This window comes from Hydrogenophaga sp. L310 (assembly GCF_055703065.1).
Genome location: NZ_JBVPZA010000005.1, coordinates 75,287 through 96,912, shown reverse-complemented (window position 1 = coordinate 96,912; position 21,626 = coordinate 75,287). Strand labels below are relative to the sequence as shown.

Sequence of the window (21,626 nt, the reverse complement as noted above, 5' to 3'; positions counted from 1 at the left end):
CTTGTGGTTCTAATTCAGTTTCAGGAGTAACGACAAATGAGTGGTCCCTTGCAGGGGTTGAAAGTGATCGAGTTCGGCGGCATCGGCCCCGGACCGTTCTGCGCGATGATGCTGTCCGACATGGGTGCGGACGTGATCCGCCTGGACCGCAAGGCCGACAAGGGCAAAGACCGCGGGGAAGGCGCCTTCCTGGCCAGTGGTCGGCGCAGCGTGCTGCACCGCGGCCGGCGTTCGGTGGCGGTCGATCTGAAGTCACCCGCAGACGTACAGCGGGTGCTGGAGCTGGTCGACGGTGCCGACGCGATCATCGAGGGTTTTCGCCCGGGCGTGATGGAGCGGCTGGGATTGGGCCCGGACGTGCTGCTGGCACGCCACCCGCGACTCGTCTACGGACGCATGACCGGCTGGGGTCAGGACGGCCCGCTCGCGCAGGCCGCCGGGCATGACATCAACTACATTGCGCTGTCGGGCGCGCTCAGCATGATTGGCCGCTCGGACGGCGGGCCAGTAGCGCCGCCGGCGATGGTTGGCGACCTGGGCGGCGGCGGCATGATTCTAGCCTTTGGCATCGTTTGCGCTTTGCTTGAAGCGCGCTCCTCTGGCCATGGTCAGGTGGTCGATGCTGCGATCACCGACGGCGCTGCGCTGCTGACCTCCATCGTCTGCGACCTCAAGGCGCTGGGAATGTGGAAGAATGAGCGGCAGGCCAACCTGTTGGATGGCGGATCGCATTTCTACGACACCTATGAGTGCGCTGACGGGAAATGGATCTCGATCGCATCACTGGAACCCCAATTCTATGTGCTGCTGCTGGAGAAGCTGGGCATCAGCGATCCCGAGTTTCAACGGCAACGCGATCCGGCCGTCTGGCCGACACTCAAACGACAGGTCACCGACATCTTCCGCACCCAGCCGAGCACGCACTGGTGTGCGTTGCTGGAAGGGACCGACGTGTGCTTTGCGCCGGTGCTGACTCTGGAAGAGGCTGCACATCATCCACACAACAGCGCGCGCGGCACTTTCTTTGAGCGAGACGGCGTGCTCCAACCTTCGCCGGCACCAAGGTTCAGCCGGACGGTGACTGATCGCCCAGGCCCCGCACCGTTCATTGGCGAACACGACGACGAACTCTTGTAGTCGAAGAATTGTGGGGGCTGGGGAAAACGGACCACAGGCATTCGACGCAGTTTCAGCCCGACCAAATCGAACGCATCAACCGCGAGCTGAAAATCCTTCCGCCGCCCGATGATCATTTGCATTGAGCGGCAGTGATTTGCCGGGCGGTCTCCGCCGAGCACCGATCAGACCGCTTTGACCAGTGACTTGGTGTAGATGCGGTAGGTGCCGATGCCGCGCGACACGATGTCTCCGTCGAGTGCGTCGAGCGTGACCTTCACCGACACATAGGCCAGCGTCTTGCCGATGTGGTCCGGCGTTGCCGATGCAAACAGGATTCCTGTGCCGACCGCACGCATGAAATCCACGGTGAGCGTGACCGTTACCGACGACTGGATGAGCTGGCCGCTGCCCGGGATCGGCCGGTCGATCAGGGTTCTGCCCCCGACCGCATCGAGCAAGGTCAGGGGCACGCCGCCGTGGAGCACGCCGTGGGGGTTGAGGTGGTCGCGCCGGATCGGCAGCCGGAAATACAGGCCGCGCTCGTTGTGCAGGATGTCGTACCCGACGAGCTGCTGAAAAGGCCCGTGGGAGCACGTTGCCGACGGAAGAGGGGGTTGTGAGGTCACTCTTGATCGACCTTGAAGTAGTCGGGTTTTCCGGCTGGCCAGAACTCGCCCCACAGCAGCATCCCGCCTTCGACGTTGAGCACCTCGCCGGTGATGAACTTGCCCGAGGGTGCGGCGAGGTAGACCACCGCCTCCGCGATGTCCTGCACGTCGCCGGCCCGTTTCATCGGATTGCACGAGTAGAAAGTGGAAACGTTTTCTTCGCGGTAGTTGTTGAAACCGTTGCTCTCGATGGCGCCGGCGCCAATGCAGTTCAGGCGGATGCCGTGCTCTGCCCACTCGATGGCCAGCGTGCGCGACAGCGCGATGACGCCCGCGCGCGAGGCGGTGGTGTGCGCCATGCCCGTGAGGCCGCGGTCGATGGCGGCGGTGATGTTGACGATGTTGCCGGGCCGGCCTTGCTCCACCCAGCGCCTGGCCGCGCCCTGCATCATGTACCAGCTGCCATTGAGGTTGGTGTCGATCACCGCGTTCCAGCCCTTGACGTTGAAGTCCATGGCATGGGCGGCAAACTGGCCGCCAGCGTTGTTGACCAGCACGTCGACGCCGCCCAAACGTTCCCACACGGCACTGAGCATGGCGTCCACCTGCTCGGGGTCGCGGATGGTCATCGGGTAGGTGAATACCTCACGGCCCGACAGCGCGCGCAGTTTTTCGGCGCAGTCCTCGAGTTTGTCGGCCTTGCGCCCGCAGATGGCGAGCGTGGCACCCAGCCGCGCGAACAGGAAGGCAATCGCCTTGCCGATGCCACTGCCGGCGCCCGACACCAGCACCACTTTGCCGGCGAAAAGGTCGTCGCGATAGACCGTCGGGAGTGCGGCCAGGGCCTCGTCGCCCGGGCCGAACTTGGGGTGTTGCGAGTCAGCCGAATTCATGTGTTCACCTTGAAGTAATCGGGTTTGGCGATGGTCCAGACTTCGCCCCAGAGCACGCCGCCGCCATCCACCGTGAGCAGTTCGCCGGTGACGAACTTGCCGCTGGGCGCGCTGAGGTAGACCGCTGCCTCGGCCACGTCCTGCACGTCACCGACATGTTTCATCGGGTTGGCTCCGGCGAAGGCCTTCACCGCCTCGGGGGAGTACTGACGAAAGCCGGTGCTGGCGATCGCTCCAGGCGCTATGCAATTGACGCGGATGCCATGCTGCGCCCACTCCACTGCAACAGTTTTAGACAGGTGAGTCACCGCGGCGCGCGCAGCGCAGGTGTGCGCCACGCCCGGCATGCCCCGCTGGAAGGTGGCGACGATGTTGACGATGTTGCCCCGCGTGCCGGTGCCCTGCCAGCGGCGCGCCATCGCATGCATCATGTACCAGGTTCCGTTCAGGTTGGTGTCGATCACCGCCTTCCAGCCCTTGACGCTGTAGTCCAGCGCCCGCTGCGGGAATTGCCCGCCGGCGTTGTTGACGAGCACGTCGATGCGTCCGAAGTGCAGCCAGGCCACGTCGATCAACTGTTCCACCTGCTCGGGATCACGGATCGTCATGGGGTGCACCAGCACATCAGGGCTGCCGAGCCGGCGCAGCCATTCGGCGCAGCTCTCTAGCTTGGCTGGGTCGCGCCCGCAGATGACCAGCTTGGCGCCCAGGCGCGCGTACAGGAAGGCGATGGCTTTGCCGATGCCGCTGCCGGCGCCGCTGACCATCACCACCTGGCCTTCGAAGAGTCCGCTCTGGTAGACGGTGGGGCGGGTTGCGAGGGCTTCATCGTCGAAGCCGAAGGTGGTGTCTTCTGTCATGTTGTCCCTTCAGAATCGGAAAATTCCGTAGTGCGGGTCGGCGATCGGGGCGTGTGCGGCGGCTGAGAGTGCCATGCCCAGTGCGTTGCGGGTGTCAGTGGGCGCCAGCAGACCGTCGTCCCACAAGCGCGAGGTGGCAAAGTAGGCGTTGGATTCGCGTTCGGCCTTTTCGTACACGCGCTGGCGCAATTGCGCCATCTCGGCCTCATCGGGCGTGTGGCCCTTGCGGCGCAACTGGGCGATTTTCACGTCGGCGAGGGTGTTGGCGGCCTGATCGGGGCCCATCACCCCCATGTGCACGTTCGGCCAGGCCCAGATCATCCGTGGATCCCACGCCCGTCCGCACATGCCGTAATAGCCCGCACCGAAAGCTGCGCTGGTGATGACGGTGAACTTGGGCACCTCGCTGCCAGCCTGCGCCATCAACATCTTGGCGCCGTCCTTGGTGATGCCTTCCATTTCGTAGTTGCGGCCGATCATGTAGCCGGTGGTGTTTTGAAAAAACACGAGCGGTGTACGGTTCTGATTGCACAGCGAGATGAAGTGCGCCGCTTTCTTGGAACTGTCGCTGAACAACACGCCGTTGTTGGCGAGGATGCCCACGCGGTACCCCCAGATGTAGGCGTAGCCGCAGATCAGCGTGGTGCCATAAGCGGGTTGGTATTCGTGGAAGCGGCTGCCGTCGACGATGCGGGCAATGAGTTCGCGCTGGTCAAACTGCACCCGGTGGTCGGGCGAGACGATGCCCAGCATTTCGTCGGGGTCGTAGTAGGGTGGCTCGGCATCGCGTTCTGGCAGGTAGCTTTTCGTCGCGGGCTTGAACTGCGCAACGATCTCGCGGCAAATCGCGATGGCGTGGGCCTCATTGTCAGCCGGGTAGTCGACCGTGCCGGATACCTGGGTGTGTAAATCACAGCCTCCGATCTCGTCGGCGGTGTGCTCCTCACCGGTGGCGGCCTTCACGAGCGGTGGCCCGCCGAGGAACACGCCGCCGGTGCCACGCACGATGATGCTGTAATCGCACAGCGCCGGGATGTAGGCACCGCCGGCGGTGCAGTGGCCGAACACCATCGCGACCTGCGGCACGCCGGCCTTGGACAGCAGGCATTGGTTGCGGAACACCCGGCCACCCTCGATGTACACGCCTGACAGTTCTTCAAGGAAGGCGCCGCCGCTGTCGCACAAATGCAGGACCGGCAACCGGTTCTCCAGCGCGATGTCCAGCAGTCGTGCCAGCTTGCGTGGCGTGAGCGTGTACCAGACACCGCCCTTGACGCTGGAATCGTCGGCGTGGATCAGCACCTCGCGGCCACTGACCACGCCCAGGCCAGTGACCACGTTGGCACCCGGGACCTCGCCGTTGTAGTCCTCGCAGGCAGCCAGCGCCGAGAACTCAAGAAAGGGCGTACCGGGATCTAGTAGCAGGTCCAGCCGTTCACGTACCAGTAATTTGCCCTGCGCGCGCACGCGCTTGATCTCATGCGGCGGACGTTGGTGGCGCGTGATTTCCATGCGCTCGCGAAAATTCGCGACGATGGCGCTCATGGCTTGATGGTTTCGCCGGAACGCTTCGGATGCGGTGTCGATGCGGGAGTCGATGCGTTTCATCAATCGGTTCTCAGGGGTCTTGCAGCGTCACGAGGGTGGACTTGAGAGCGAAGGTGTTGCCAACGGCAAAGTGCACAGTCTTGACCCGGGCGTCGCGCGGTGCCGTCAGCGTGGTTTCCAGCTTCATGCTTTCGATCACGATGAGCGGTTGGCCCGCATGCACGGCATCGCCGACTGCCACATGAACCGCGATCACCGTGCCGGGCATTGGCGCCTGCAGCAAGTCGGAAGCGGCACCGGCCCGGTCGCCGCCGGAGGCTGCGCTGAGATCGATCACCTCGACTTCAAGGGCACCGGTGGCCGCACTGTGCACGAATCGACTGTCGCCTTGCGCGGCGATCCAGACGGCTTGCGGGCGCTGATCCACGGTGACCCGCCAACGGCCATCAGGCAGCGTCTTCCCCTGCATCTCGAATTTGCGTTCGCCATGGCTGACGTGGAACACGCCATTCGCTCCACGTGTTACCACGAGGTCATGGACCTTGCCATTGATGACATAGCGGCGGCGCATCGTCAATTCCTCCAGGGTCCCATGGCGGCGTGCATCGCTGGAATGGAGTGAACGGCGCGCAACAGTTCGCGGTCGGCGAGCACCGCCGATGCCAGTACCAGGTCGATGTCATCGGGGGTGAGAGACTCGCGCAGCTCGTCGGCACAGCGTGCAAGCATGCCGGTGTCGGCCTGCCCAGCACGGAACTCGGCATGGCGCAGTGCCCGCGTGAGGTAGCGTGCGTTGGTGGTCAGACCCAACAGCACCGATTGCTCTAGCGCCAGGATGGAGCGTTCGATAGCCTGTGCACGCGTGTTGCCATGGCAGATAATTTTGGCGATCATGGGGTCAAATGCGGCAGTTACCGCCTGTCCTTCGCGCACGCCGGCATCAACCCGCACGCCTGGACCAGAGGGTGGTCGCCAGCACAGGATGTCACCGGTGGAGGGGCGAAAATCATGCTCGGCGTCTTCGGCGTAAAGCCTGCATTCGATGGCGTGACCAAGCTGCACGATGTCCGCCTGGGTGTAGCCGAGCGGCTCACCCTGGGCGACGCGTACCTGTTCGCGAACGAGGTCAAAGCCCGTCACCATTTCGGTGACCGGGTGTTCGACCTGTAGACGCGTGTTCATCTCAAGAAAGTAAAACTCGCCACCGGCGCCGTAGATGAACTCCACGGTGCCGGCGCCGCGATAGTTGGCGGCGCGGGCAATGCCGGCTGCAGCTTCGCAGATATCGTGGCGCTGCACCGGTGAAAGGGCCGGGGAGGGGGTTTCTTCAATGATTTTCTGGAAGCGTCGCTGCACTGAACATTCACGCTCCCAGAAATGCACCAACTGGCCATGCGCGTCGCCCATCACCTGCACCTCGATGTGCCGCGGGCGCTCCACATAGCGCTCGACAAACAGCCGACCGTCGCCAAAATAGCGCTCACCTTCGCGCCGTGCGGTCTCGATCTCGCGATCCAACATGGCGAGGTCACGCACGATGCGCATGCCCTTGCCGCCACCGCCGGCTGAAGGCTTGATCAGCAGCGGCGCGCCGAGCGCCCTGGCGCGCTCGACGAAGCTGGCCGGGTCATCGTCCTCGATGGCGCTCGGTGCCACCGGAAAGCCGCGATGGGCGACGAAGCTGCGCGCGCGCACCTTGTCACCCATCAGTTCGATGCTGTCCGGACGCGGGCCAATGAAGACGATGCCATCAGCTTCCAGCGCACGCGCAAACGCCGCGTTTTCAGACAGGAAGCCGTAACCGGGATGCAGCGCCTGTGCCCCACTGCGCCGACTCGCTTCAACCAACTGCGCGATATCGAGGTAGGCCGCCACGGGCGTCAAGCCGTGCAATTCGACCGACTCGTCAGCCTCCAGCACGGCCGGGCTATCGGCGTCCACCGCGTGGTGGGCCACCACGGTGGCGAGCCCCATGCCCTTGAGTGTGTGCAGGATCCGCAGCGCGATCTCGCCACGGTTGGCGATCAGAACTTTTTGAAACACGGGCGGAACCAGTTGTACGGCGGGTGACGAACGGCGTCTGGTGTCAATCGAGCACGGGGATGGGGTCGGACACGCGCTCGAAGCGGGAGTTTTTGGCGTCCGAGCGCAACACGAGCACGCTGCTCGGCGAGTGCCGGTCATTGGGGCCAAAACTGATGGGGGAAGCCAGCCCATCGGTGCTGAAGTTCTTGGTTGTCTCCAGCTTCTCGACGACACAGGCGCGGGTCAGCGCCTTGCCACAGCGGCGGATCGCGTCTTCCATCAGCAGCGCACCGACGTAGGCTGTGATCGAATAGCGGTTGAGCGACTTCAACTCGTCGGCTGACAGATATTTCTGTGCCAACCCCATGAACTTGGCCATGCCTGGCACCGACAGGTCGGTCAGAGGCGGGACATAGTCTGCGACGAAGTAGCCGTCGCCCGCGGCACCGGCGAGCGCCTGAACAGGGGTCAGGTGGGCCGAATGCACGGCAAGGAAGGTCAGCGACATCTGGTTTTTAGCGGCTTCCTTCATCAGCATCGAATGCTCGGCCACCACGCCACCCGACGCGAGAAAGGTCGCGCCCACCCGCTTCAGACTCAGCATCTCAGCCGAGAAGTCCTTGGTGCCACGCTTGAAGGAGATCTCGGACACGCTGTTGAGCCCCAGGTCCTTGATCGCCTTCTGGTAGCCGCAACGCACGTCGCTGCCAAACTCGTCATCCTGATAGACCAGTGCAAACTTCTCCTTTTGCAACTTCTTGCTCGTCACCATGTATTTCATGGCGGCGCTCAACTCCTGACAATAGGTTGGGCCGACCACGAATACCGTTTTGTTCGGTGGAGTGAAGTGCGCTGCTGCCACGGCCATCGCGTTGATGGTTGGCAAGCCTTGCTCGTTGATGTAGGGCACCATGGCTTGCAGCATCGCTGAACCCGAGGTGCCGATCAGGCCGAAGATGCCTTCCACGTCGACCAGTCGCTTGACGCCTTGCACAGCACGCTGAGGCACATAGCCGTCATCTTCCTGGCGCATTTCCACCTTGCGGCCGTTGATGCCACCGCGGGCGTTGACATCCTGTTCCCATACCCGCAAGGCAAGCATGTGGGCCTTGCCCAGCAGGCTGGCGGGGCCGCTGACGGGCGTGATCGAGCCGAGGACGATTTTGGCGTCGGTCACCCCAGGGTCGGCAGCAGCGGCGGTCGTGGCCGTCAGGCCAATGACCATGCCGAGCAGACTGGTGGCGGCGTATCGAAAGTATTTGCGTGTCATGGAAAGGCACTCCTGGTTGAGAAATGGGGGAGGGGCTGGTGGCGCGTCGTCAGGATTACTTGGAACTCAGAAATTCAGAGGCTCGCTCGAATTTCCCGGCGCTGGCATTCGCCTTGAGCAAAATGGGGCGGGTCCCCGACTGTCGAATTTTGGGCCCGAAGGTCAAGGGGGCCATGATGCCGTCGCTGGTGAAGTTTTTGGTCTGCTCGAGCTTTTCGACCACGCAGGCACGCGTGAGGTTTTTGGCACAGGCGTTGAGCGCTGATTCGAGCAACTGAGCGCCTACATAGGCGGTCAATGAATACCGATGCATGGCCTTGACTTCATTGGCTGAAAAATACTTGTAGGTCAGTGCGGTGATTTTGCCGATGCCCTGAGTTTGAGTGTCGGTCACGGGGGGGACAAAATCGGCGATATACATGCCGTCGGCAGCCGGGCCAGCCAGCGCCAGCACAGCATTCAGATGCGAAGGGTAAACGGCCAAGCGCACGGCTTGCATCTGGTTCTTCGCGATCTCTTTGAGCATGGCGGCGGTTTCGGTGATGATGCCACCGGTCAGCACAAAGGTGGCGCCGGCGCGCTGCACGCTCAGCACCTCGGCGGAAAAGTCCTTCGCGCCGCGCTTGTAGGGGACTTCAATGACGCTCTTGAGGCCGAGTTCTTTCAGTGCCAGGTCGTAGCCGCATTTGACGTCGGTGCCGTAATCGTCTTCCTGGAAGATCAGGGCAAACTTGGAGCCCTGCAGCTTCTGAGTTGTCACCAGATGCTTCATGCTGGCGGAGACAGCCTGGCAGTAGGTTGCCCCGATATTGAACAGCGTCTTGTGCGGTGGGTTGAAGTGGGCGCTGTTGACGGCGATATGGTTGATGGCGGGAATTTTCTGCTCGTCGATGATGGGCAGCATGGCCACCAATTGCGATGAGCCAGATACCGCGATCAAGCCAAATACCTGGTCAACATCAATCAGTTTCTTCAGGCTTTGAACCGAGCGCTGCGGCACATAGCCGTCGTCCTCGATGCGAATGTCCACCTTGCGTCCGCCGATGCCGCCGCGCGAATTGACATCCTGCTCCCAAACTTTCAGGGTCGTGGCAATGGCCTTGCCAATGATGCTGGGCGGGCCGCTCAGCGGGATGACCGCGCCAAGCACGAGTTTCTCGTTCGTGACCCCGGGATCTGCCGCCAGTGCGCTGCCGAAGGTCAGTGCGGCGAGGGCGCCGAGGCAAAAGCGCTGGGTCAGCTTCTGTAGTGTTCGCATCGCAGGTCTCCCATGGAATAAGCAGCGCGTGTGCTGCGGGGTCAGAATCGGAAGGGCCAATGGGTCCAGTAATGCTTGATGTCGCGCCATCGCCCCATCAGGCCATCGGGCTCAAAACGCAGGAACAACACAATCGCGAGTCCATAAATGACGCCTTTGATCTCATAGGCGGCAGTGGAGCCCGACCCGCCGAAGCTGGCGCCGATCATGCCGAACACGAAGCCCAGGCTTTCGTTGAGCAGGACGATGAAAGCCGTGCCGAGCAAGGCGCCGGCTACAGAACCCAGGCCGCCAACTATGAGCATGGAGAGCGCCTCGATCGATATCAGCAGGCTGAAGCTGTCGACATTCAGGTAGCGTGTGTAGTAGGCCAGCAAGCCCCCGGCGATGCCGGTGTAGAAGGCGCTGACCATGAACGCCAGCAACTTGTAGCGCACCAGGTTGACGCCCATGGCCTTGGCGGCGATGTCGTGCTCCCGGATCGCCAGGAACGCTCGGCCAATGCGGCTGCGCAGGATGTTCAGGGTGATGAAGGTGAACATCACCACAAAGCACAGCACCACGTAGTAGTAGCCACGTTCGGCATCCAGCGCCTGGCCGAACAGCGAGGGTTGTGGCACCGTCAGTCCTTCCGAGCCTCCGGTCAGGTCGCCACCGTTGAGGATCAGGTGGTTGATGATCACGGCAAATGCCATCGTCGTGATGGCCAGGTACAGCCCTTTGAGACGCAGCGAGGGTATGCCCACGATGATCCCGGCGATGGCCGCGCTCACGCCACCGGCGAAGATGGACGCCAGCATTGGCCAACCAAGTTTGCTGGCCACGATGCCGGCCGTGTAGGCGCCGACCGCCAGAAACCCCGAGTGCCCGAGCGAGATCAGCCCGGTGGTCCCGGTCAGCAGGTTCAGGCCCAACACCCCCACCGCTGTGATCAGCAGCAGCAGAATGACGGAGACATAGTACTTGGCCAGCAGCAGTGGCGCGGCCGCCAGCAGCGCCACCAGCAGACACGACCAGACGATGACAGGAACCGAGTCGGTCAGTGCCAGCAGCTGACGATAGTTTTGTTTGAAGTTTCCGCTACGCATCAGACACGCTCGATTTCAGGTTTGCCGAACAGGCCATAGGGTCTGACCATAAGGACGACGAGGATCAAAACAAAACCGGCGATCTCCTTCATGCCGCGGCCGATATAGCCTTCCGACAGATTCTCGACCACCCCGATCAGGATGCCGCCGAGTGCGGCGCCGAACACCGAGTCCAGCCCGCCCAAGATGACTGCGGGAAAGCTGCGCAGACCTGTCGTCCACATGCCGGGGTTGACGTCGTAGATCACGCCGATCAACACGCCCGCAATGGCGGCGAGCCCCGCCGACAGGGCCCAGGACAAGGCGAAAATGCGCTTGACATTGATGCCCATCAGCAGGGCTGCAGTTTGCACGTTGGCGGTGGCACGCATGGCGATACCGACCCGCGAATAGCGAAAGAAGGTCCACAGGCCGAGCAGTACGGCCGCCATCAGCCCAACGGAATACAGCTGCGCCGGGTACAGGCCGGCCGGGCCGATCTTGATGACCTCCGTTGGCAGGCCGGCATTGAGCGGCATGGGGTCTGCGCCCCAGATCAGCACCACCACCGAGCGCAGGATCACGGCCAGGCCAATGGTCACCATCACCGTGGAAAACACCGGCTGACCAAGCATCGGACGGATCAGCAAGACCTCGATCAGCAGGCCGATCAGCACCGAGGCCGCGACAGTTGCTGCCAGCATGGGCCAGAAGCCAAATTGGAAGGTGCCGGCCAGGGTGAAGGCGATGTAGGACACCAGCATCATCAGCTCGCCCTGGGCGAAGTTCACCACGCCGGTGGCGCGGTAAATCATCGCAAAGCCCATGCCGATGAAGCCGTAGAGCAGGCCCACGGCGATGCCGGAAATGACCAGTTGCAGAAAATAGTCCATCAGCCTGCTCCTCCACCGTAGATGATCTCGATCTCTTTCGCGAAGGTTTTTTCGATGACGTTGCGGCGCACCTTCTGGGTGGCGGTGAGTTCGCCGTCGTCGTGGTCGAGTTCTTTTTCCAGGATCAGGAACTTGCGGATGTTCTCGACCCGGGCAAACAGCTTGTTCACACGCTTGACGTCCTCGTCGATCAGTTCGCGCACCTCGGGCAGCGCGGCCAGGCTCTTGTAGGTGGTGTAGGCCAGTTTGCGTTCTTGTGCCCACTTGCCGACTGTTTCGTAGTCGACCTGGATCAGCGCCGCCAAATAGTGGCGTCCGTCGCCCAGGATGATCGCCTCGCGCACATACAGGCTGTCCTTGAGCGCGTTTTCGATCTCCGAGGGAGCGATGTTCTTGCCGCCGCTGGTGATGATGATGGCCTTCTTGCGGTCAACGATCATCAGCTCGCCGTTGTCGGCCAGTGCCACGATGTCGCCGGTGTGCAGCCAGCCGTCCACCACGGTCTTGGCGGTGGCGCCTTCGTCGTGGATGTAGCCCTTGAACACGGCGGGGTGCTTGACGACGAGCTCGCCGTCCTCCGCGATCTTCCAGTTCAGGCCGTCGATGGGCAGGCCGGTGGCGCCCAGTTTGATCGCTTTTTCATGCTGGAAGAAGATCACCCCGCCGGACTCGGTCATGCCGTAGACCTGGTACACCGGAATGCCGAGGATGCGGAAGAACTTCAGTACCTCGGGTGAGACGCTGGCGCCGCCACAGAAGCCGCACTGCATGCGGTCCAGGCCGACGAACTTCTGCAGATTGCGAAACATCAGCAACCACAGAACGAAGAAGTGCAGGCGATCCGACAGACTGCGCTGGCCCCCTTGCGCCTCGACCTTTTCGAACAGACGGCGCCCGGCATCGAAGCAGCGCTGGAAAGCCCAGCGCTGAAAGCGCGAGGCGTCCTGCATGCGGATCAAAATGCCTTGCTGCAGCTTCTCCCAGATGCGCGGCACGCCCAAAAACACCGTGGGTGCGATCTCGCGCAGATTGACGGCCACCGTGTCGATCGATTCGGCGTAATTGACCACGCCACCGGTGAGCAGGTGCATGACCGTCGAGAAGGCACGCTCGGCCACGTGGCACAACGGCAGGTAGCAGACCACTTCGTAGTTGTGCCGGTCGAGCTTGAAATGGGTTTTGAGCTTGTCAACGGTGACGATCAGGTTGCGGTGCGACAGCATCGCGCCCTTGGGCGGCCCGGTGGTGCCCGAGGTGTAGACCAGCATGCAGGTGTCGTCGGGTTGGGTGTCCTCGATGGCGCGATCAAAGGTTCCCGCGTGCTGGGGCGATGCCGCGGCGTATTGGTCGCCAAGCTCAAGCACGTCCTCGAACGACATCAGCTTGTCGTGTTTGTAGCCGCGCATGCCCTTCATGTCGACGCAGATGATCTTCACCAGGTCGGGCAGGCCGGTGGCGTGCTTGTCCATGGCGTCGAGCACTTTGTCGACCTGTTCCTGGTCGCCGCAGACCACGAACTTGCTGTTCGAGTGGTGCACGATGTACTGCAGCTCCGGCCACGGGTTGGTGGGGTAGATGCCCACCACGACGCCGCCGATGGCTTGCGTGGCCAGGTCGGTGAACATCCACTGCGGACTGTCCTCGCTGGCAATCGCCAGCCGGTCGCCCTTGTCGAAGCCCAGAGACTTGAGACCGAGTGCGAAGCGGCGCGCCGTTTCGAAATAGTGCTGCCAGGTCATCCGGTTCCAGATACCGTAATCCTTCTCGCGAAACGCGAGCGCATCCGGAAAGCGCTGTGCCCAGTGCTGGAGCAGCTTGGGCAGGGTGGTGTTGCCGTTGCGCAGCAACGCGTCCAGGTTGTCGATCACGCGGCCTCCTTGGTTTTGCTGCCCAGGTAGGCGTCGATAACCGCCGCGTTGGCCGATATTTCGGCCGGCGTGCCCTCGCCGATCTTGCGGCCGAAGTTGAGCACGCAGACGCGGTCGGAGATGTCCATCACGATGCCCATGTCATGCTCGACCATGAGGACCGAAATGCCGAGTTCGTCGCGGATGTCCAGCACGAAGCGGGCAATGTCTTCGGTCTCCTCGCTGTTCATGCCCGACACCATTTCGTCCAGCAGCAGCAACTTGGGCTCGGTGGCCAGTGCGCGCCCCAACTCGACCCGCTTTTGCAGGCCATAGGACAGGGTGCCCACCGGCATGTCGCGAATTTCCTCGATTTCGAGAAAATCGATGATCTCTTCCACCTTGCGACGGTGTTCGAGCTCCTCGCGCCGCGCCCGTCCGAAGAACCACGAGGCATCCAGCACGTTGGTGGCCATGTGGCAGTGGCGGCCGACCAGCAGGTTGTCCACCACGCTGGCATGTTTGAACACCGCCAGGTTCTGGAAGGTCCGACCGATGCCGATGGCGGCCAGGCGGTGTGCCGGCATGCCGGTGATGTCGCTGCCATCGAAATGCACGGTGCCGCTGCTGGGCTTGACGACGCCGCTGATCATGTTGAAGGTGGTCGTCTTGCCGGCCCCGTTGGGGCCGATCAGGGAATAGATTTCACCGCGCCGAACGTGAAAACTGACACCGGCAACGGCTTCGACGCCGCCGAAGCGCTTGGACAGGGTTTCGACCCTTAACAATGTGTCGTTCATGTTTTTTTCTCAGGACAGCCAGCGTTTGCGCCGCTTGTAATGCTTCACGTCGCGCATGTTCTTGCGCGATCCACCTTCGCCGAAGCCTAGGTAGAACTCGCGCACGTCGTCGTTGCGCAGCATCTTGTCGGCCTCACCGTCGAGCACCACGCGGCCGTTTTCCATGATGTAGCCATAGTCGGCAATGGCCAGCGCCATCTGTGCGTTCTGCTCCACCAGGAGAATGCCCATGCCTTCCTGGCGGCACAGGCGGGTGATGATGTCGAAAATCTCTTCGCTGATCTGTGGCGCCAGACCGAGCGTGGGCTCGTCGAGCATCAGCAGTTTCGGGGACGACATCAGCGCGCGGCCGATGGCCACCATCTGCTGTTCGCCGCCCGACAGGTAGCCCGACACCGTGCTGCGTTTTTGCACCAGACGCGGGAACAGCCCATACACCATCTCCATCTGGCGCCTGGCGTCTGTCAGACTGCGTGTGTAGCCGCCCATCACGAGGTTTTCCTCGACCGTCAGCTGGTCGAACAGGCGGCGCCCCTCGGGCACCATGACCACGCCGGCGCGCACGATTTCGTCCGGCGCCAGGCCGGTCAGCTGGCGGTTTTCAAACGTGATCTGGCCACCCTTGATCTCACCGTCTTCCGGATACAGAACGCCCGAAATGCCTTTGAGCGTGGTTGATTTCCCGGCCCCGTTGGAACCGAGCAGGGCGACTATGCGACCTTTGCCGACGGCCAATGAGGCCTCTCGCACCGCCTCGATGGTGTTGTCGTAAACGATCTGGACATTGGTGAGATTCAGCATGACAGGCCGTTACTTGCGCTGTGCTGCGGCGACTTAACCATTGAACGGGTTTGCCGGTCGAGCGTAGTGGATGGGTGCGCCAGGATGGCAGCCGCAGTCGTGCAGACCTTCGGCTCGGATGGGCCGGGTGCATGGGCGCGACCATGGTCTCTGGTTGCCAGGGTGCCGGTCGAGGGGGCAGTTAATTTTCTCAAAGGTTGTCCCGTGTTGGCCGTGTTGGCCGTGTTGGGCAGCGTGCCTGCCATGTGCCTTGCCGTTCGGTAGGCGCCATGCCTTGTTTGCATGGCGTTAATCTAACGGTAGTTAGGCTGGCGTCAACTCGGGAAATCCCTATGCAGGTGCCATCAAGTCCGGGTGCAAGTGCGGGCGGCAACTTCTGGCCAGGCTCGCTACAGCATGAATGCCGGTGATTCACCGTCGGCGCATTCAAGACTGAAGATGGCACGGTCCGCCCACCTACAGCGCTGCTGCTGAAATGAGGCTGCCATCGGTCGACGGTGGGGCCTCGCAGAAACGGCATCCGAGTGCCAAAGTGGAGGTTCTTGCAACCACTTGATCTGGAGGCCCCACCATGCAATCTACTGCAAATCTGCCCGTCATTGGTCTGGATCTGGCCAAGTCCGTCTTCCAGTTGCACATCGTCGATATTCAGACTGGTGAAATCCAGCGTCGCCAGATCAAGCGCGCCAAGCTCACCGAGTTCTTCGCCAAGTGCCAGCGCAGCCTAGTTGCGATGGAGGCGTGCGGCACAGCCCACCACTGGGCGCGGGTGATCAGTTCCCTGGGGCACCAGGTCAAGCTGCTGCCTGCCCAGCACATCAAGGCCTTCTTGCTGCGCGACAAGACCGACGCCATGGACGCGCAAGCGATCTGGGTGGCTGCTCAACAGCCGCACCTCAAGCCCGTGCCTGTCAAGACGGAGCGCCAGCAGACTTGCATGGCGTTGCACGGCATGCGTCGTCAGCTCATGAAGATGCGGGTCATGCAAACCAACGCACTGCGCGGCATGCTGGCCGAGTTCGGCATCGCTCTGCCGGTCGGGCACAGCCAGTTGCTCAAGGCGATTCAGGGCGAGCTGGCCAAGGCGCAGCAGGCTGATCAGCTAACAGCCGATCTGGTGCTCAGCGTGCAAGAGCAACTCAAACGCATTGACGCCTTGCAAGAAGACATCGACCACCTTGGTCAGCGGCTGCGTGCCATGATTCGCGAGGACCGCCAGATGCAGGCGATCCAGCAAATCCCGGGCGTTGGGGACTTGACGGCCTCGGCGCTGGTGGCGGCCGTCGGAGACTTCTCGACCTTCAAATCCGGGCACCAGTTTGCATCGTGGGCAGGCTTGACACCGCGACAGGTGGGAACAGGTGGAAAGACACAACAGCTTGGCATCTCCAAGCGTGGTGATACCTACTTGCGCACCCTGCTGATCGCGGGAGCCAGGGCCGTGATTGCCAGAGCCGACAAGTCGAGTTGGATCACTCGACTTCTGGCGCGGCGGCACTACAACGTGGTCGTCGTGGCATTGGCTAACAAGATGGCACGTACGGTCTGGGCGGTCCTGGCCAAAGGCACAGTCTTTGAACAAGTCAAGTGGAATCCCATTGATCCGGTCGCTGTCTGATGTAACCACAACAGAACGCCATACCGTCAAACAACTGAACCGAACCGTTTTGAAGGAGCGCCTGCAGAAAGCGGAGTGATGGATTGAAGGTCAAACCAGGTAGGGGACATTCCGGTGTTGCACTAGTACCTTGAGTACGGTCTGAAGATTGGAGCCTCGACCGCGAATAGCCATCATGGGCAGCAGAACCAACTGCACAAACAGCCCGAATGTAAGGCAGCAGTCCTTTCAAGCTTTCACGACGCCAACGCTTGCACTCCTTGGGCGGACCATGTAAGTGCAACACCTGCCCCCGAGTACGGTCCGCAGATTCAAAGCAGCCCACCCAAGCGCAAACGACTACCTCGCAACAAAGGAAAAGGCCGAAGAGCTCAGATACTATTGCTCCGGCCCCATGAATCTTGAACTTTCGTGGATCGTTTGCCTGTGGCAGTCCGTCCACGACTCGCGACTTCAAAGGGCCGGATCAATAGATGGACATGGTGAGCATCCATGTGCGTCCGCCCGAGATTGAAGACCGGCAGTTGCCCGGGCACGGGGAGGGTGACCTGATCAAGGGTGCTGCGAACGCCAGCGCGGTGGGCACCCTGGTGGAGTGCACCAGTCGGGCTGCTCATGCTCATCAAGCTGCACGGGTTCAAGCCCGCCAGCGCGGTCAATGTCCTGCAGGCCTTCTCTGACAAGCTGCTGAGGCTCGCTGAGCCTATGTGCCAGAGCATGACGTACGACCAGTGCCGGGAGAAGGCGATGCACAGGGAACTGAGCCGACCCACGGACATTGCGGTGTACTTCTGTTACCCCCACAGCCCTTGGCAGCGAGGCTCTAACGAGAACTCCAACGAACTGGTGCGCCAGTACCAGCCCAAGGGCTCGGACCTCTCAGGGTACAGCCAGGAGCAGCTCGATGCGATTGCCGATCAGATCAACAACCCGCCCTGGAAGGGGTAGGGCGCACGATCCCCCTCTGGCAGTCTATCGGGACCTCCTGCTCAATAGCACGCAACACCCACCCTCGTTCATTGAAACCCAGGGTATTGCACTTTAGATTTGAATCACTCTCGGCTACATTCCCGCGTAGTTCGGCCCGCCGCCGCCTTCGGGCGTGACCCAGACGATGTTCTGAGTCGGATCCTTGATGTCGCAGGTCTTGCAGTGCACGCAGTTCTGCGCGTTGATCTGCAGCCGGTCCGAGCCGTCGTCGTTCTTTACGAATTCGTAAACGCCGGCCGGGCAGTAACGGCTCTCGGGGCCGGCGTATTTCGCCAGATTGATCTGCACCGGCACGCTGGCGTCCTTGAGCGTCAGGTGCGCGGGCTGGTTTTCTTCGTGGTTGGTGTTGCTGACGAACACGCTGGAGAGCCGGTCGAAGGTGAGCTTGCCGTCGGGCTTGGGGTAGCTGATCTGCGGCATCTCGGCGGCCGGGCGCAGGCTGGCGTGGTCGGCCTGGGTGCGGTGGATCGTCCAGGGCGGACGCTTGATGCCAAGCCTGGGCAGCAGCCACTGTTCAATGCCGGTCATCAGGGCTCCGACGAGGCTGCCCTTCTTGAACCACTGTTTGAAGTTGCGCGACTGGTCGAGTTCGGTGTGCAGCCAGCTGTTTTTGAACGCAGCGGGGTAGGCGCTGAGTTCGTCGCCGCTGCGTCCGGCGGCCAGGGCTTCAAACGCGGCTTCGGCGGCCAGCATGCCGCTCTTGATGGCGGCGTGGCTGCCTTTGATGCGTGCGGCGTTCAGGTAGCCGGCATCACAGCCGACCAGCGCGCCGCCCGGGAACACGGTCTTGGGCAGGCTGACCAGGCCACCGGCGGTGATGGCGCGCGCGCCGTAGCCGATGCGCTTGCCACCTTCGATGTGGGCGCGAATGGCGGGGTGGGCCTTCCAGCGCTGCATTTCCTCAAAGGGGCTGAGCCATGGGTTCTTGTAGTCGAGCCCGGTGACGAAGCCCAGCGTGACCTTGTTGCCTTCCAAGTGGTAGAGAAAACCGCCGCCGTAGGTCTGGCTGTCCATCGGCCAGCCGGCCGTGTGCACCACCCGACCAGGTTGGGCGCGGGCCGGGTCGATCTCCCACAGTTCCTTGATGCCGATGGCATGGCTTTGTGGATCGCGGCCTTCGTCGAGCTTGTATTTCGTGATGAGCTGTTTGCCCAGATGGCCGCGCGCGCCTTCGGCAAAGATGGTGTATTTGGCATGCAACTCCATGCCGAGCTGGAAGCCGTCGTGCGGCAGGCCGTCCTTGCCAATGCCAAGGTTGCCGGTGGCGACACCCTTTACCGAAGGTAAATTCCCGCTCTCCGAACCGTTGTCGTTGTACAGCACCTCGGCGGCTGTGAAGCCGGGGAAGATTTCCACGCCCAGGGCTTCCGCCTGCTCGCCCAGCCACTGGGTCAGGGCGCCCAGGCTGATGACGTAATTGCCCTCGTTGTGGAAGCAGTCGGGCACCAGGAAGTTGGGCGTGCGCTTGGAGCCGGTTTCGCTCAGGAAAAGCACGTCGTCACCGGTGACGGGTTGGTTCAGCGGTGCGCCCAGCTCCTTCCAGTTGGGGAAGAGTTCGTTCAGCGCGATGGGGTCCATGACCGCGCCGGAGAGGATGTGAGCACCGGGCGCGGAGCCTTTCTCCAGCAGCACCACGGAGACGTCCGCGCCCTTTGCTGCCGCGAGCTGCTTGAGGCGGATGGCTGTGGCCAAACCGCCGGGGCCGGCACCCACCACTACCACGTCGTATTCCATCGCCTCGCGCGGGCCGTATTGTTCGAGCAGGGAGGTGGGCTTCATGCGGAGAGAGTCAAAAAGTTGGCGACCCTGGGGCCGAAGTTGACGAAATAAAAAGGGGAGGTCAGGGCCGGCTGTCGACCGGCAGCGGCGGTGCGGTGCGCGGTGCGCCGTCACGTTTGTAGACCATCACCGTGCGTTTGAAGGTGCAGACAATCACGCCGCTCTGGTTGTAGCCTTCGGTGCGCACCGTGACGACGCCGACATTGGTTCGCGACCGCGACTCGCGCCTATCCAGTACCGTGGTGCGGGAGTAAATCGTGTCGCCTTCAAACACTGGATGCGGAAGTCGAACTTCGTCCCACCCCAGGTTGGCCATGACGTTTTGCGAGACATCGCTCACCGTCTGCCCCGTCACGAGGGCCAGCGTGAGGCAGGAATTGATGAGCGGGCGGCCGAACTCCGTCTGCGCGGCGTAGTGGGCATCGAAGTGCAGCGGAGCCGTGTTTTGCGTCAGCAACGTGAACCAGATGTTGTCGTTCTGGGTCAGGGTGCGGCCGAGGGCATGCCGATACTCGTCGCCGACCTCGAAGTCTTCATAGAACCGGCCGGGCCACCCTTCCTTGACAGTCATTTTTTGATCCTTCGGTGTGTTGTTCAATTTGCGATTTCCAAGATGCAGTCGGTTGGCGTGCCACTGAGCCACGTAGGCGACATGGGGACCATGGTTGTCCGTCTCTCTGCCCGGCCTATTGAAGTTGCCGGCAATGCATTGCGGCTATGCTTTGTCATGCAGGAGAATTCCATCGAACACGATCGCTGTGATTTGGCGTGAGAAATCCTGAAACGAGCCTCGTTGGGGGTTGTACCACTCGACGGTCCAGTTCAATGCACCAATCACGAAAAGCCGAATCATGGCCGTGCTTGTGTCCTGGCGCAACTCGCCGCTGGCGAGCGCTGATTCGAACAGCCGATCCCAATAGTCTGCGTAAGCCCGCCGCACGATCCGGTGGCGATTTTTTGCGCTGATCGGGATTTGGCCGTAGATGCGGATGTTGGCTGACGTAAAGTCGCCATAATGCAGCATTCCCCAGAGATGGCCTTCAATGCCAGCGGCGATTCGGTCTCGCCAGGGTGCACTTTCGGGAAGAGCCGCAACACGGGTGCGCACGGCATCGGCGACGATGGTGATACCTTTGTCCAGTACCTCGCCCAGGATCTGCTCTTTCGATTCGAAGTGATAGTAGATGCTGCCGGCTTTGACGCCGGCAGCATCCGCAACCTCGCGCAAAGTAGTTGCCGCATAGCCATGATGCCTGAACAGCCGTGCAGCTTCGAGCAGCACCCGTTCACGTGTAGCGGGGCCATCTGCGTTATCTTTGCTGAGCTTTGCTTCTGTACTTGGCTTCATAATGACCGATAGTTAGATCCAAAAAAGCAAATCGTATCAAACTTGGCTTTGGTCGAAGGGGCAGACTCGTGCATTGGCGCGTCGCAAGTAGTTGCTCACTTGCTCCCGTTGGTCCACTGCCTGAAATCAGGCCGGCGTTTTTCCAGGAAAGCGCTCACGCCTTCTTTGGACTCTGCCGTGTCGTAGTACAGGCTCAGCGCTTGAAGTCCCAGGCTGCCGATCCCGCGAATGTGCTCGGTGGATGCATTGAACGAACGTTTCGCGATCGCCAGAGCCGTCGGACTTTTTTCGACAATTTCCTTGCACCAGCGGGCGACTTCGGCGTCGAGCCGGTCGTGGGGCACGACGGTGTTGCACAGACCCATGGCCAGGGCCTCCTGTGCACTGTAGCGGCGGCACATGTACCAGATCTCGCGGGCTTTCTTTTCGCCAACCACATGGCTCAGGTAAGCCGTGCCCCAGCCAGGGTCGACCGAGCCTACTTTCGGGCCGACTTGGCCAAACACGGCCTTTTCCGAGGCAATGGTCATGTCGCACAAGGTGGCCAGGACATTGCCGCCGCCAATGGCGTAACCCTGCACGCGGGCGATCACGGGCTTGGGCACGTCACGAATGGCGCTGTGAAACTCTTCCACCGGGATACCGATGGTGCCCCGGCCGTCATACTGGCCGGCATGAGCCGACTGATCGCCGCCGGTGCAGAAAGCACGGTCACCCGTCCCGGTGAGCACAATGGCGGCGATTCGCTTGTCCCAGCCTGCTTTCATGAATGCCTGCAGCAGTTCCTCGACGGTCTGGCCGCGAAACGCATTCATCACTTCGGGGCGGTTGATCGCGATGTAGGCCACCGAGTCGAGTTCTTCGTAGAGGATGTCCTTGAATTCCATGGGTTTTCCTTTTTG

At 61.9% G+C, this 21,626-nt stretch carries 19 protein-coding genes and 1 pseudogene; 3 read left to right on the top strand and 17 right to left on the bottom strand.

Annotation, left to right across the window (positions count from 1 at the left end):
• The first annotated feature begins 36 nt into the window (after window positions 1–36).
• Window positions 37–1,137, top strand: coding sequence for a CaiB/BaiF CoA transferase family protein (locus tag AC0GNO_RS10715; protein WP_008905435.1), 1,101 nt, complete (start codon window positions 37–39; stop codon window positions 1,135–1,137).
• A 164-nt stretch (window positions 1,138–1,301) separates the two neighbouring features.
• Here the strand turns inward: AC0GNO_RS10715 and AC0GNO_RS10710 are convergent, their stop codons facing one another.
• From AC0GNO_RS10710 to AC0GNO_RS10650, 13 genes are read right to left on the bottom strand one after another with little or no spacing between them, the layout of a single operon-like run.
• On the bottom strand, window positions 1,302–1,745 hold the full coding sequence (locus tag AC0GNO_RS10710; RefSeq protein ID WP_008905436.1) for a PaaI family thioesterase: 444 nt from the start codon (window positions 1,743–1,745) through the stop codon (window positions 1,302–1,304).
• Entirely contained in the window at window positions 1,742–2,620 is an 879-nt protein-coding gene (locus AC0GNO_RS10705) for an SDR family oxidoreductase (protein ID WP_008905437.1), read from the bottom strand. Before AC0GNO_RS10705 ends, AC0GNO_RS10710 begins: the two co-directional genes overlap by 4 nt.
• Window positions 2,617–3,480, bottom strand: a complete 864-nt coding sequence (locus AC0GNO_RS10700) for an SDR family oxidoreductase (protein ID WP_008905438.1) — start codon at window positions 3,478–3,480, stop codon at window positions 2,617–2,619. The genes AC0GNO_RS10705 and AC0GNO_RS10700 overlap by 4 nt, the downstream gene beginning before the upstream one ends.
• Before the next feature lie 9 nt (window positions 3,481–3,489).
• Window positions 3,490–5,088 carry an acyl-CoA carboxylase subunit beta gene (locus AC0GNO_RS10695; RefSeq protein ID WP_008905439.1) on the bottom strand — a complete coding sequence of 533 codons (1,599 nt, stop codon included), beginning with the start codon at window positions 5,086–5,088 and terminating at the stop codon, window positions 3,490–3,492.
• A gap of 10 nt (window positions 5,089–5,098) precedes the next feature.
• Window positions 5,099–5,599 carry an acyl-CoA carboxylase biotin carboxyl carrier protein subunit gene (locus AC0GNO_RS10690; RefSeq protein WP_008905440.1) on the bottom strand — a complete coding sequence of 167 codons (501 nt, stop codon included), beginning with the start codon at window positions 5,597–5,599 and terminating at the stop codon, window positions 5,099–5,101.
• Window positions 5,600–5,601: 2 nt separating this feature from the next.
• A complete protein-coding gene (locus AC0GNO_RS10685; RefSeq protein ID WP_008905441.1) occupies window positions 5,602–7,071 on the bottom strand; it encodes an acetyl-CoA carboxylase biotin carboxylase subunit in 1,470 nt (489 codons plus the stop codon).
• Window positions 7,072–7,114: 43 nt separating this feature from the next.
• Entirely contained in the window at window positions 7,115–8,323 is a 1,209-nt protein-coding gene (locus tag AC0GNO_RS10680; protein ID WP_008905442.1) for an ABC transporter substrate-binding protein, read from the bottom strand.
• A 55-nt stretch (window positions 8,324–8,378) separates the two neighbouring features.
• Window positions 8,379–9,581: an ABC transporter substrate-binding protein gene (locus AC0GNO_RS10675; RefSeq protein WP_008905443.1), complete on the bottom strand. Its 1,203-nt coding sequence runs from the start codon at window positions 9,579–9,581 to the stop codon at window positions 8,379–8,381.
• 41 nt (window positions 9,582–9,622) lie between these two features.
• On the bottom strand, window positions 9,623–10,669 hold the full coding sequence (locus AC0GNO_RS10670; RefSeq protein WP_008905444.1) for a branched-chain amino acid ABC transporter permease: 1,047 nt from the start codon (window positions 10,667–10,669) through the stop codon (window positions 9,623–9,625).
• Entirely contained in the window at window positions 10,669–11,541 is an 873-nt protein-coding gene (locus AC0GNO_RS10665) for a branched-chain amino acid ABC transporter permease (RefSeq protein ID WP_008905445.1), read from the bottom strand. The genes AC0GNO_RS10670 and AC0GNO_RS10665 overlap by 1 nt, the downstream gene beginning before the upstream one ends.
• Complete coding sequence (locus AC0GNO_RS10660; RefSeq protein WP_472903939.1) at window positions 11,541–13,409, bottom strand: AMP-dependent synthetase/ligase; 1,869 nt, start codon at window positions 13,407–13,409, stop codon at window positions 11,541–11,543. Before AC0GNO_RS10660 ends, AC0GNO_RS10665 begins: the two co-directional genes overlap by 1 nt.
• A complete protein-coding gene (locus tag AC0GNO_RS10655; RefSeq protein WP_008905447.1) occupies window positions 13,406–14,188 on the bottom strand; it encodes an ABC transporter ATP-binding protein in 783 nt (260 codons plus the stop codon). Before AC0GNO_RS10655 ends, AC0GNO_RS10660 begins: the two co-directional genes overlap by 4 nt.
• 9 nt (window positions 14,189–14,197) lie before the next feature.
• Entirely contained in the window at window positions 14,198–14,989 is a 792-nt protein-coding gene (locus AC0GNO_RS10650) for an ABC transporter ATP-binding protein (RefSeq protein ID WP_008905448.1), read from the bottom strand.
• Between the two features lie 571 nt (window positions 14,990–15,560).
• Between AC0GNO_RS10650 and AC0GNO_RS10645 the strand changes: the two genes are divergently transcribed.
• Window positions 15,561–16,607, top strand: coding sequence for an IS110 family RNA-guided transposase (locus tag AC0GNO_RS10645; protein ID WP_008905449.1), 1,047 nt, complete (start codon window positions 15,561–15,563; stop codon window positions 16,605–16,607).
• Window positions 16,608–17,083: 476 nt separating this feature from the next.
• A pseudogene (locus AC0GNO_RS10640) lies at window positions 17,084–17,549 on the top strand (IS30 family transposase); the annotation flags it as partial.
• A 120-nt stretch (window positions 17,550–17,669) separates the two neighbouring features.
• Here the strand turns inward: AC0GNO_RS10640 and AC0GNO_RS10635 are convergent.
• The 4 genes from AC0GNO_RS10635 to AC0GNO_RS10620 all read right to left on the bottom strand — a co-directional run bounded on the left by AC0GNO_RS10635 (window position 17,670) and on the right by AC0GNO_RS10620 (window position 21,611).
• Complete coding sequence (locus tag AC0GNO_RS10635; protein ID WP_008905451.1) at window positions 17,670–19,376, bottom strand: electron transfer flavoprotein-ubiquinone oxidoreductase; 1,707 nt, start codon at window positions 19,374–19,376, stop codon at window positions 17,670–17,672.
• Between the two features lie 61 nt (window positions 19,377–19,437).
• On the bottom strand, window positions 19,438–19,947 hold the full coding sequence (locus AC0GNO_RS10630) for a MaoC family dehydratase (RefSeq protein WP_008905452.1): 510 nt from the start codon (window positions 19,945–19,947) through the stop codon (window positions 19,438–19,440).
• A 144-nt stretch (window positions 19,948–20,091) separates the two neighbouring features.
• Entirely contained in the window at window positions 20,092–20,724 is a 633-nt protein-coding gene (locus AC0GNO_RS10625) for a TetR/AcrR family transcriptional regulator (RefSeq protein ID WP_034694552.1), read from the bottom strand.
• Window positions 20,725–20,819: 95 nt separating this feature from the next.
• Window positions 20,820–21,611, bottom strand: coding sequence for an enoyl-CoA hydratase-related protein (locus tag AC0GNO_RS10620; protein ID WP_008905454.1), 792 nt, complete (start codon window positions 21,609–21,611; stop codon window positions 20,820–20,822).
• Window positions 21,612–21,626: the final 15 nt, after the last annotated feature.

Bases quoted from the DNA above. Each gene is read 5' to 3' on its own strand.
- AC0GNO_RS10715 (WP_008905435.1), top strand. From the start codon at position 37: ATGAGTGGTCCCTTGCAGGGGTTGAAAGTGATCGAGTTCGGCGGCATC.
- AC0GNO_RS10705 (WP_008905437.1), bottom strand. From the start codon at position 2,620: ATGAATTCGGCTGACTCGCAACACCCCAAGTTCGGCCCGGGCGACGAG.
- AC0GNO_RS10700 (WP_008905438.1), bottom strand. From the start codon at position 3,480: ATGACAGAAGACACCACCTTCGGCTTCGACGATGAAGCCCTCGCAACC.
- AC0GNO_RS10695 (WP_008905439.1), bottom strand. From the start codon at position 5,088: ATGAAACGCATCGACTCCCGCATCGACACCGCATCCGAAGCGTTCCGG.
- AC0GNO_RS10690 (WP_008905440.1), bottom strand. From the start codon at position 5,599: ATGCGCCGCCGCTATGTCATCAATGGCAAGGTCCATGACCTCGTGGTA.
- AC0GNO_RS10680 (WP_008905442.1), bottom strand. From the start codon at position 8,323: ATGACACGCAAATACTTTCGATACGCCGCCACCAGTCTGCTCGGCATG.
- AC0GNO_RS10675 (WP_008905443.1), bottom strand. From the start codon at position 9,581: ATGCGAACACTACAGAAGCTGACCCAGCGCTTTTGCCTCGGCGCCCTC.
- AC0GNO_RS10670 (WP_008905444.1), bottom strand. From the start codon at position 10,669: ATGCGTAGCGGAAACTTCAAACAAAACTATCGTCAGCTGCTGGCACTG.
- AC0GNO_RS10665 (WP_008905445.1), bottom strand. From the start codon at position 11,541: ATGGACTATTTTCTGCAACTGGTCATTTCCGGCATCGCCGTGGGCCTG.
- AC0GNO_RS10655 (WP_008905447.1), bottom strand. From the start codon at position 14,188: ATGAACGACACATTGTTAAGGGTCGAAACCCTGTCCAAGCGCTTCGGC.
- AC0GNO_RS10650 (WP_008905448.1), bottom strand. From the start codon at position 14,989: ATGCTGAATCTCACCAATGTCCAGATCGTTTACGACAACACCATCGAG.
- AC0GNO_RS10645 (WP_008905449.1), top strand. From the start codon at position 15,561: ATGCAATCTACTGCAAATCTGCCCGTCATTGGTCTGGATCTGGCCAAG.
- AC0GNO_RS10635 (WP_008905451.1), bottom strand. From the start codon at position 19,376: ATGAAGCCCACCTCCCTGCTCGAACAATACGGCCCGCGCGAGGCGATG.
- AC0GNO_RS10630 (WP_008905452.1), bottom strand. From the start codon at position 19,947: ATGACTGTCAAGGAAGGGTGGCCCGGCCGGTTCTATGAAGACTTCGAG.
- AC0GNO_RS10625 (WP_034694552.1), bottom strand. From the start codon at position 20,724: ATGAAGCCAAGTACAGAAGCAAAGCTCAGCAAAGATAACGCAGATGGC.
- AC0GNO_RS10620 (WP_008905454.1), bottom strand. From the start codon at position 21,611: ATGGAATTCAAGGACATCCTCTACGAAGAACTCGACTCGGTGGCCTAC.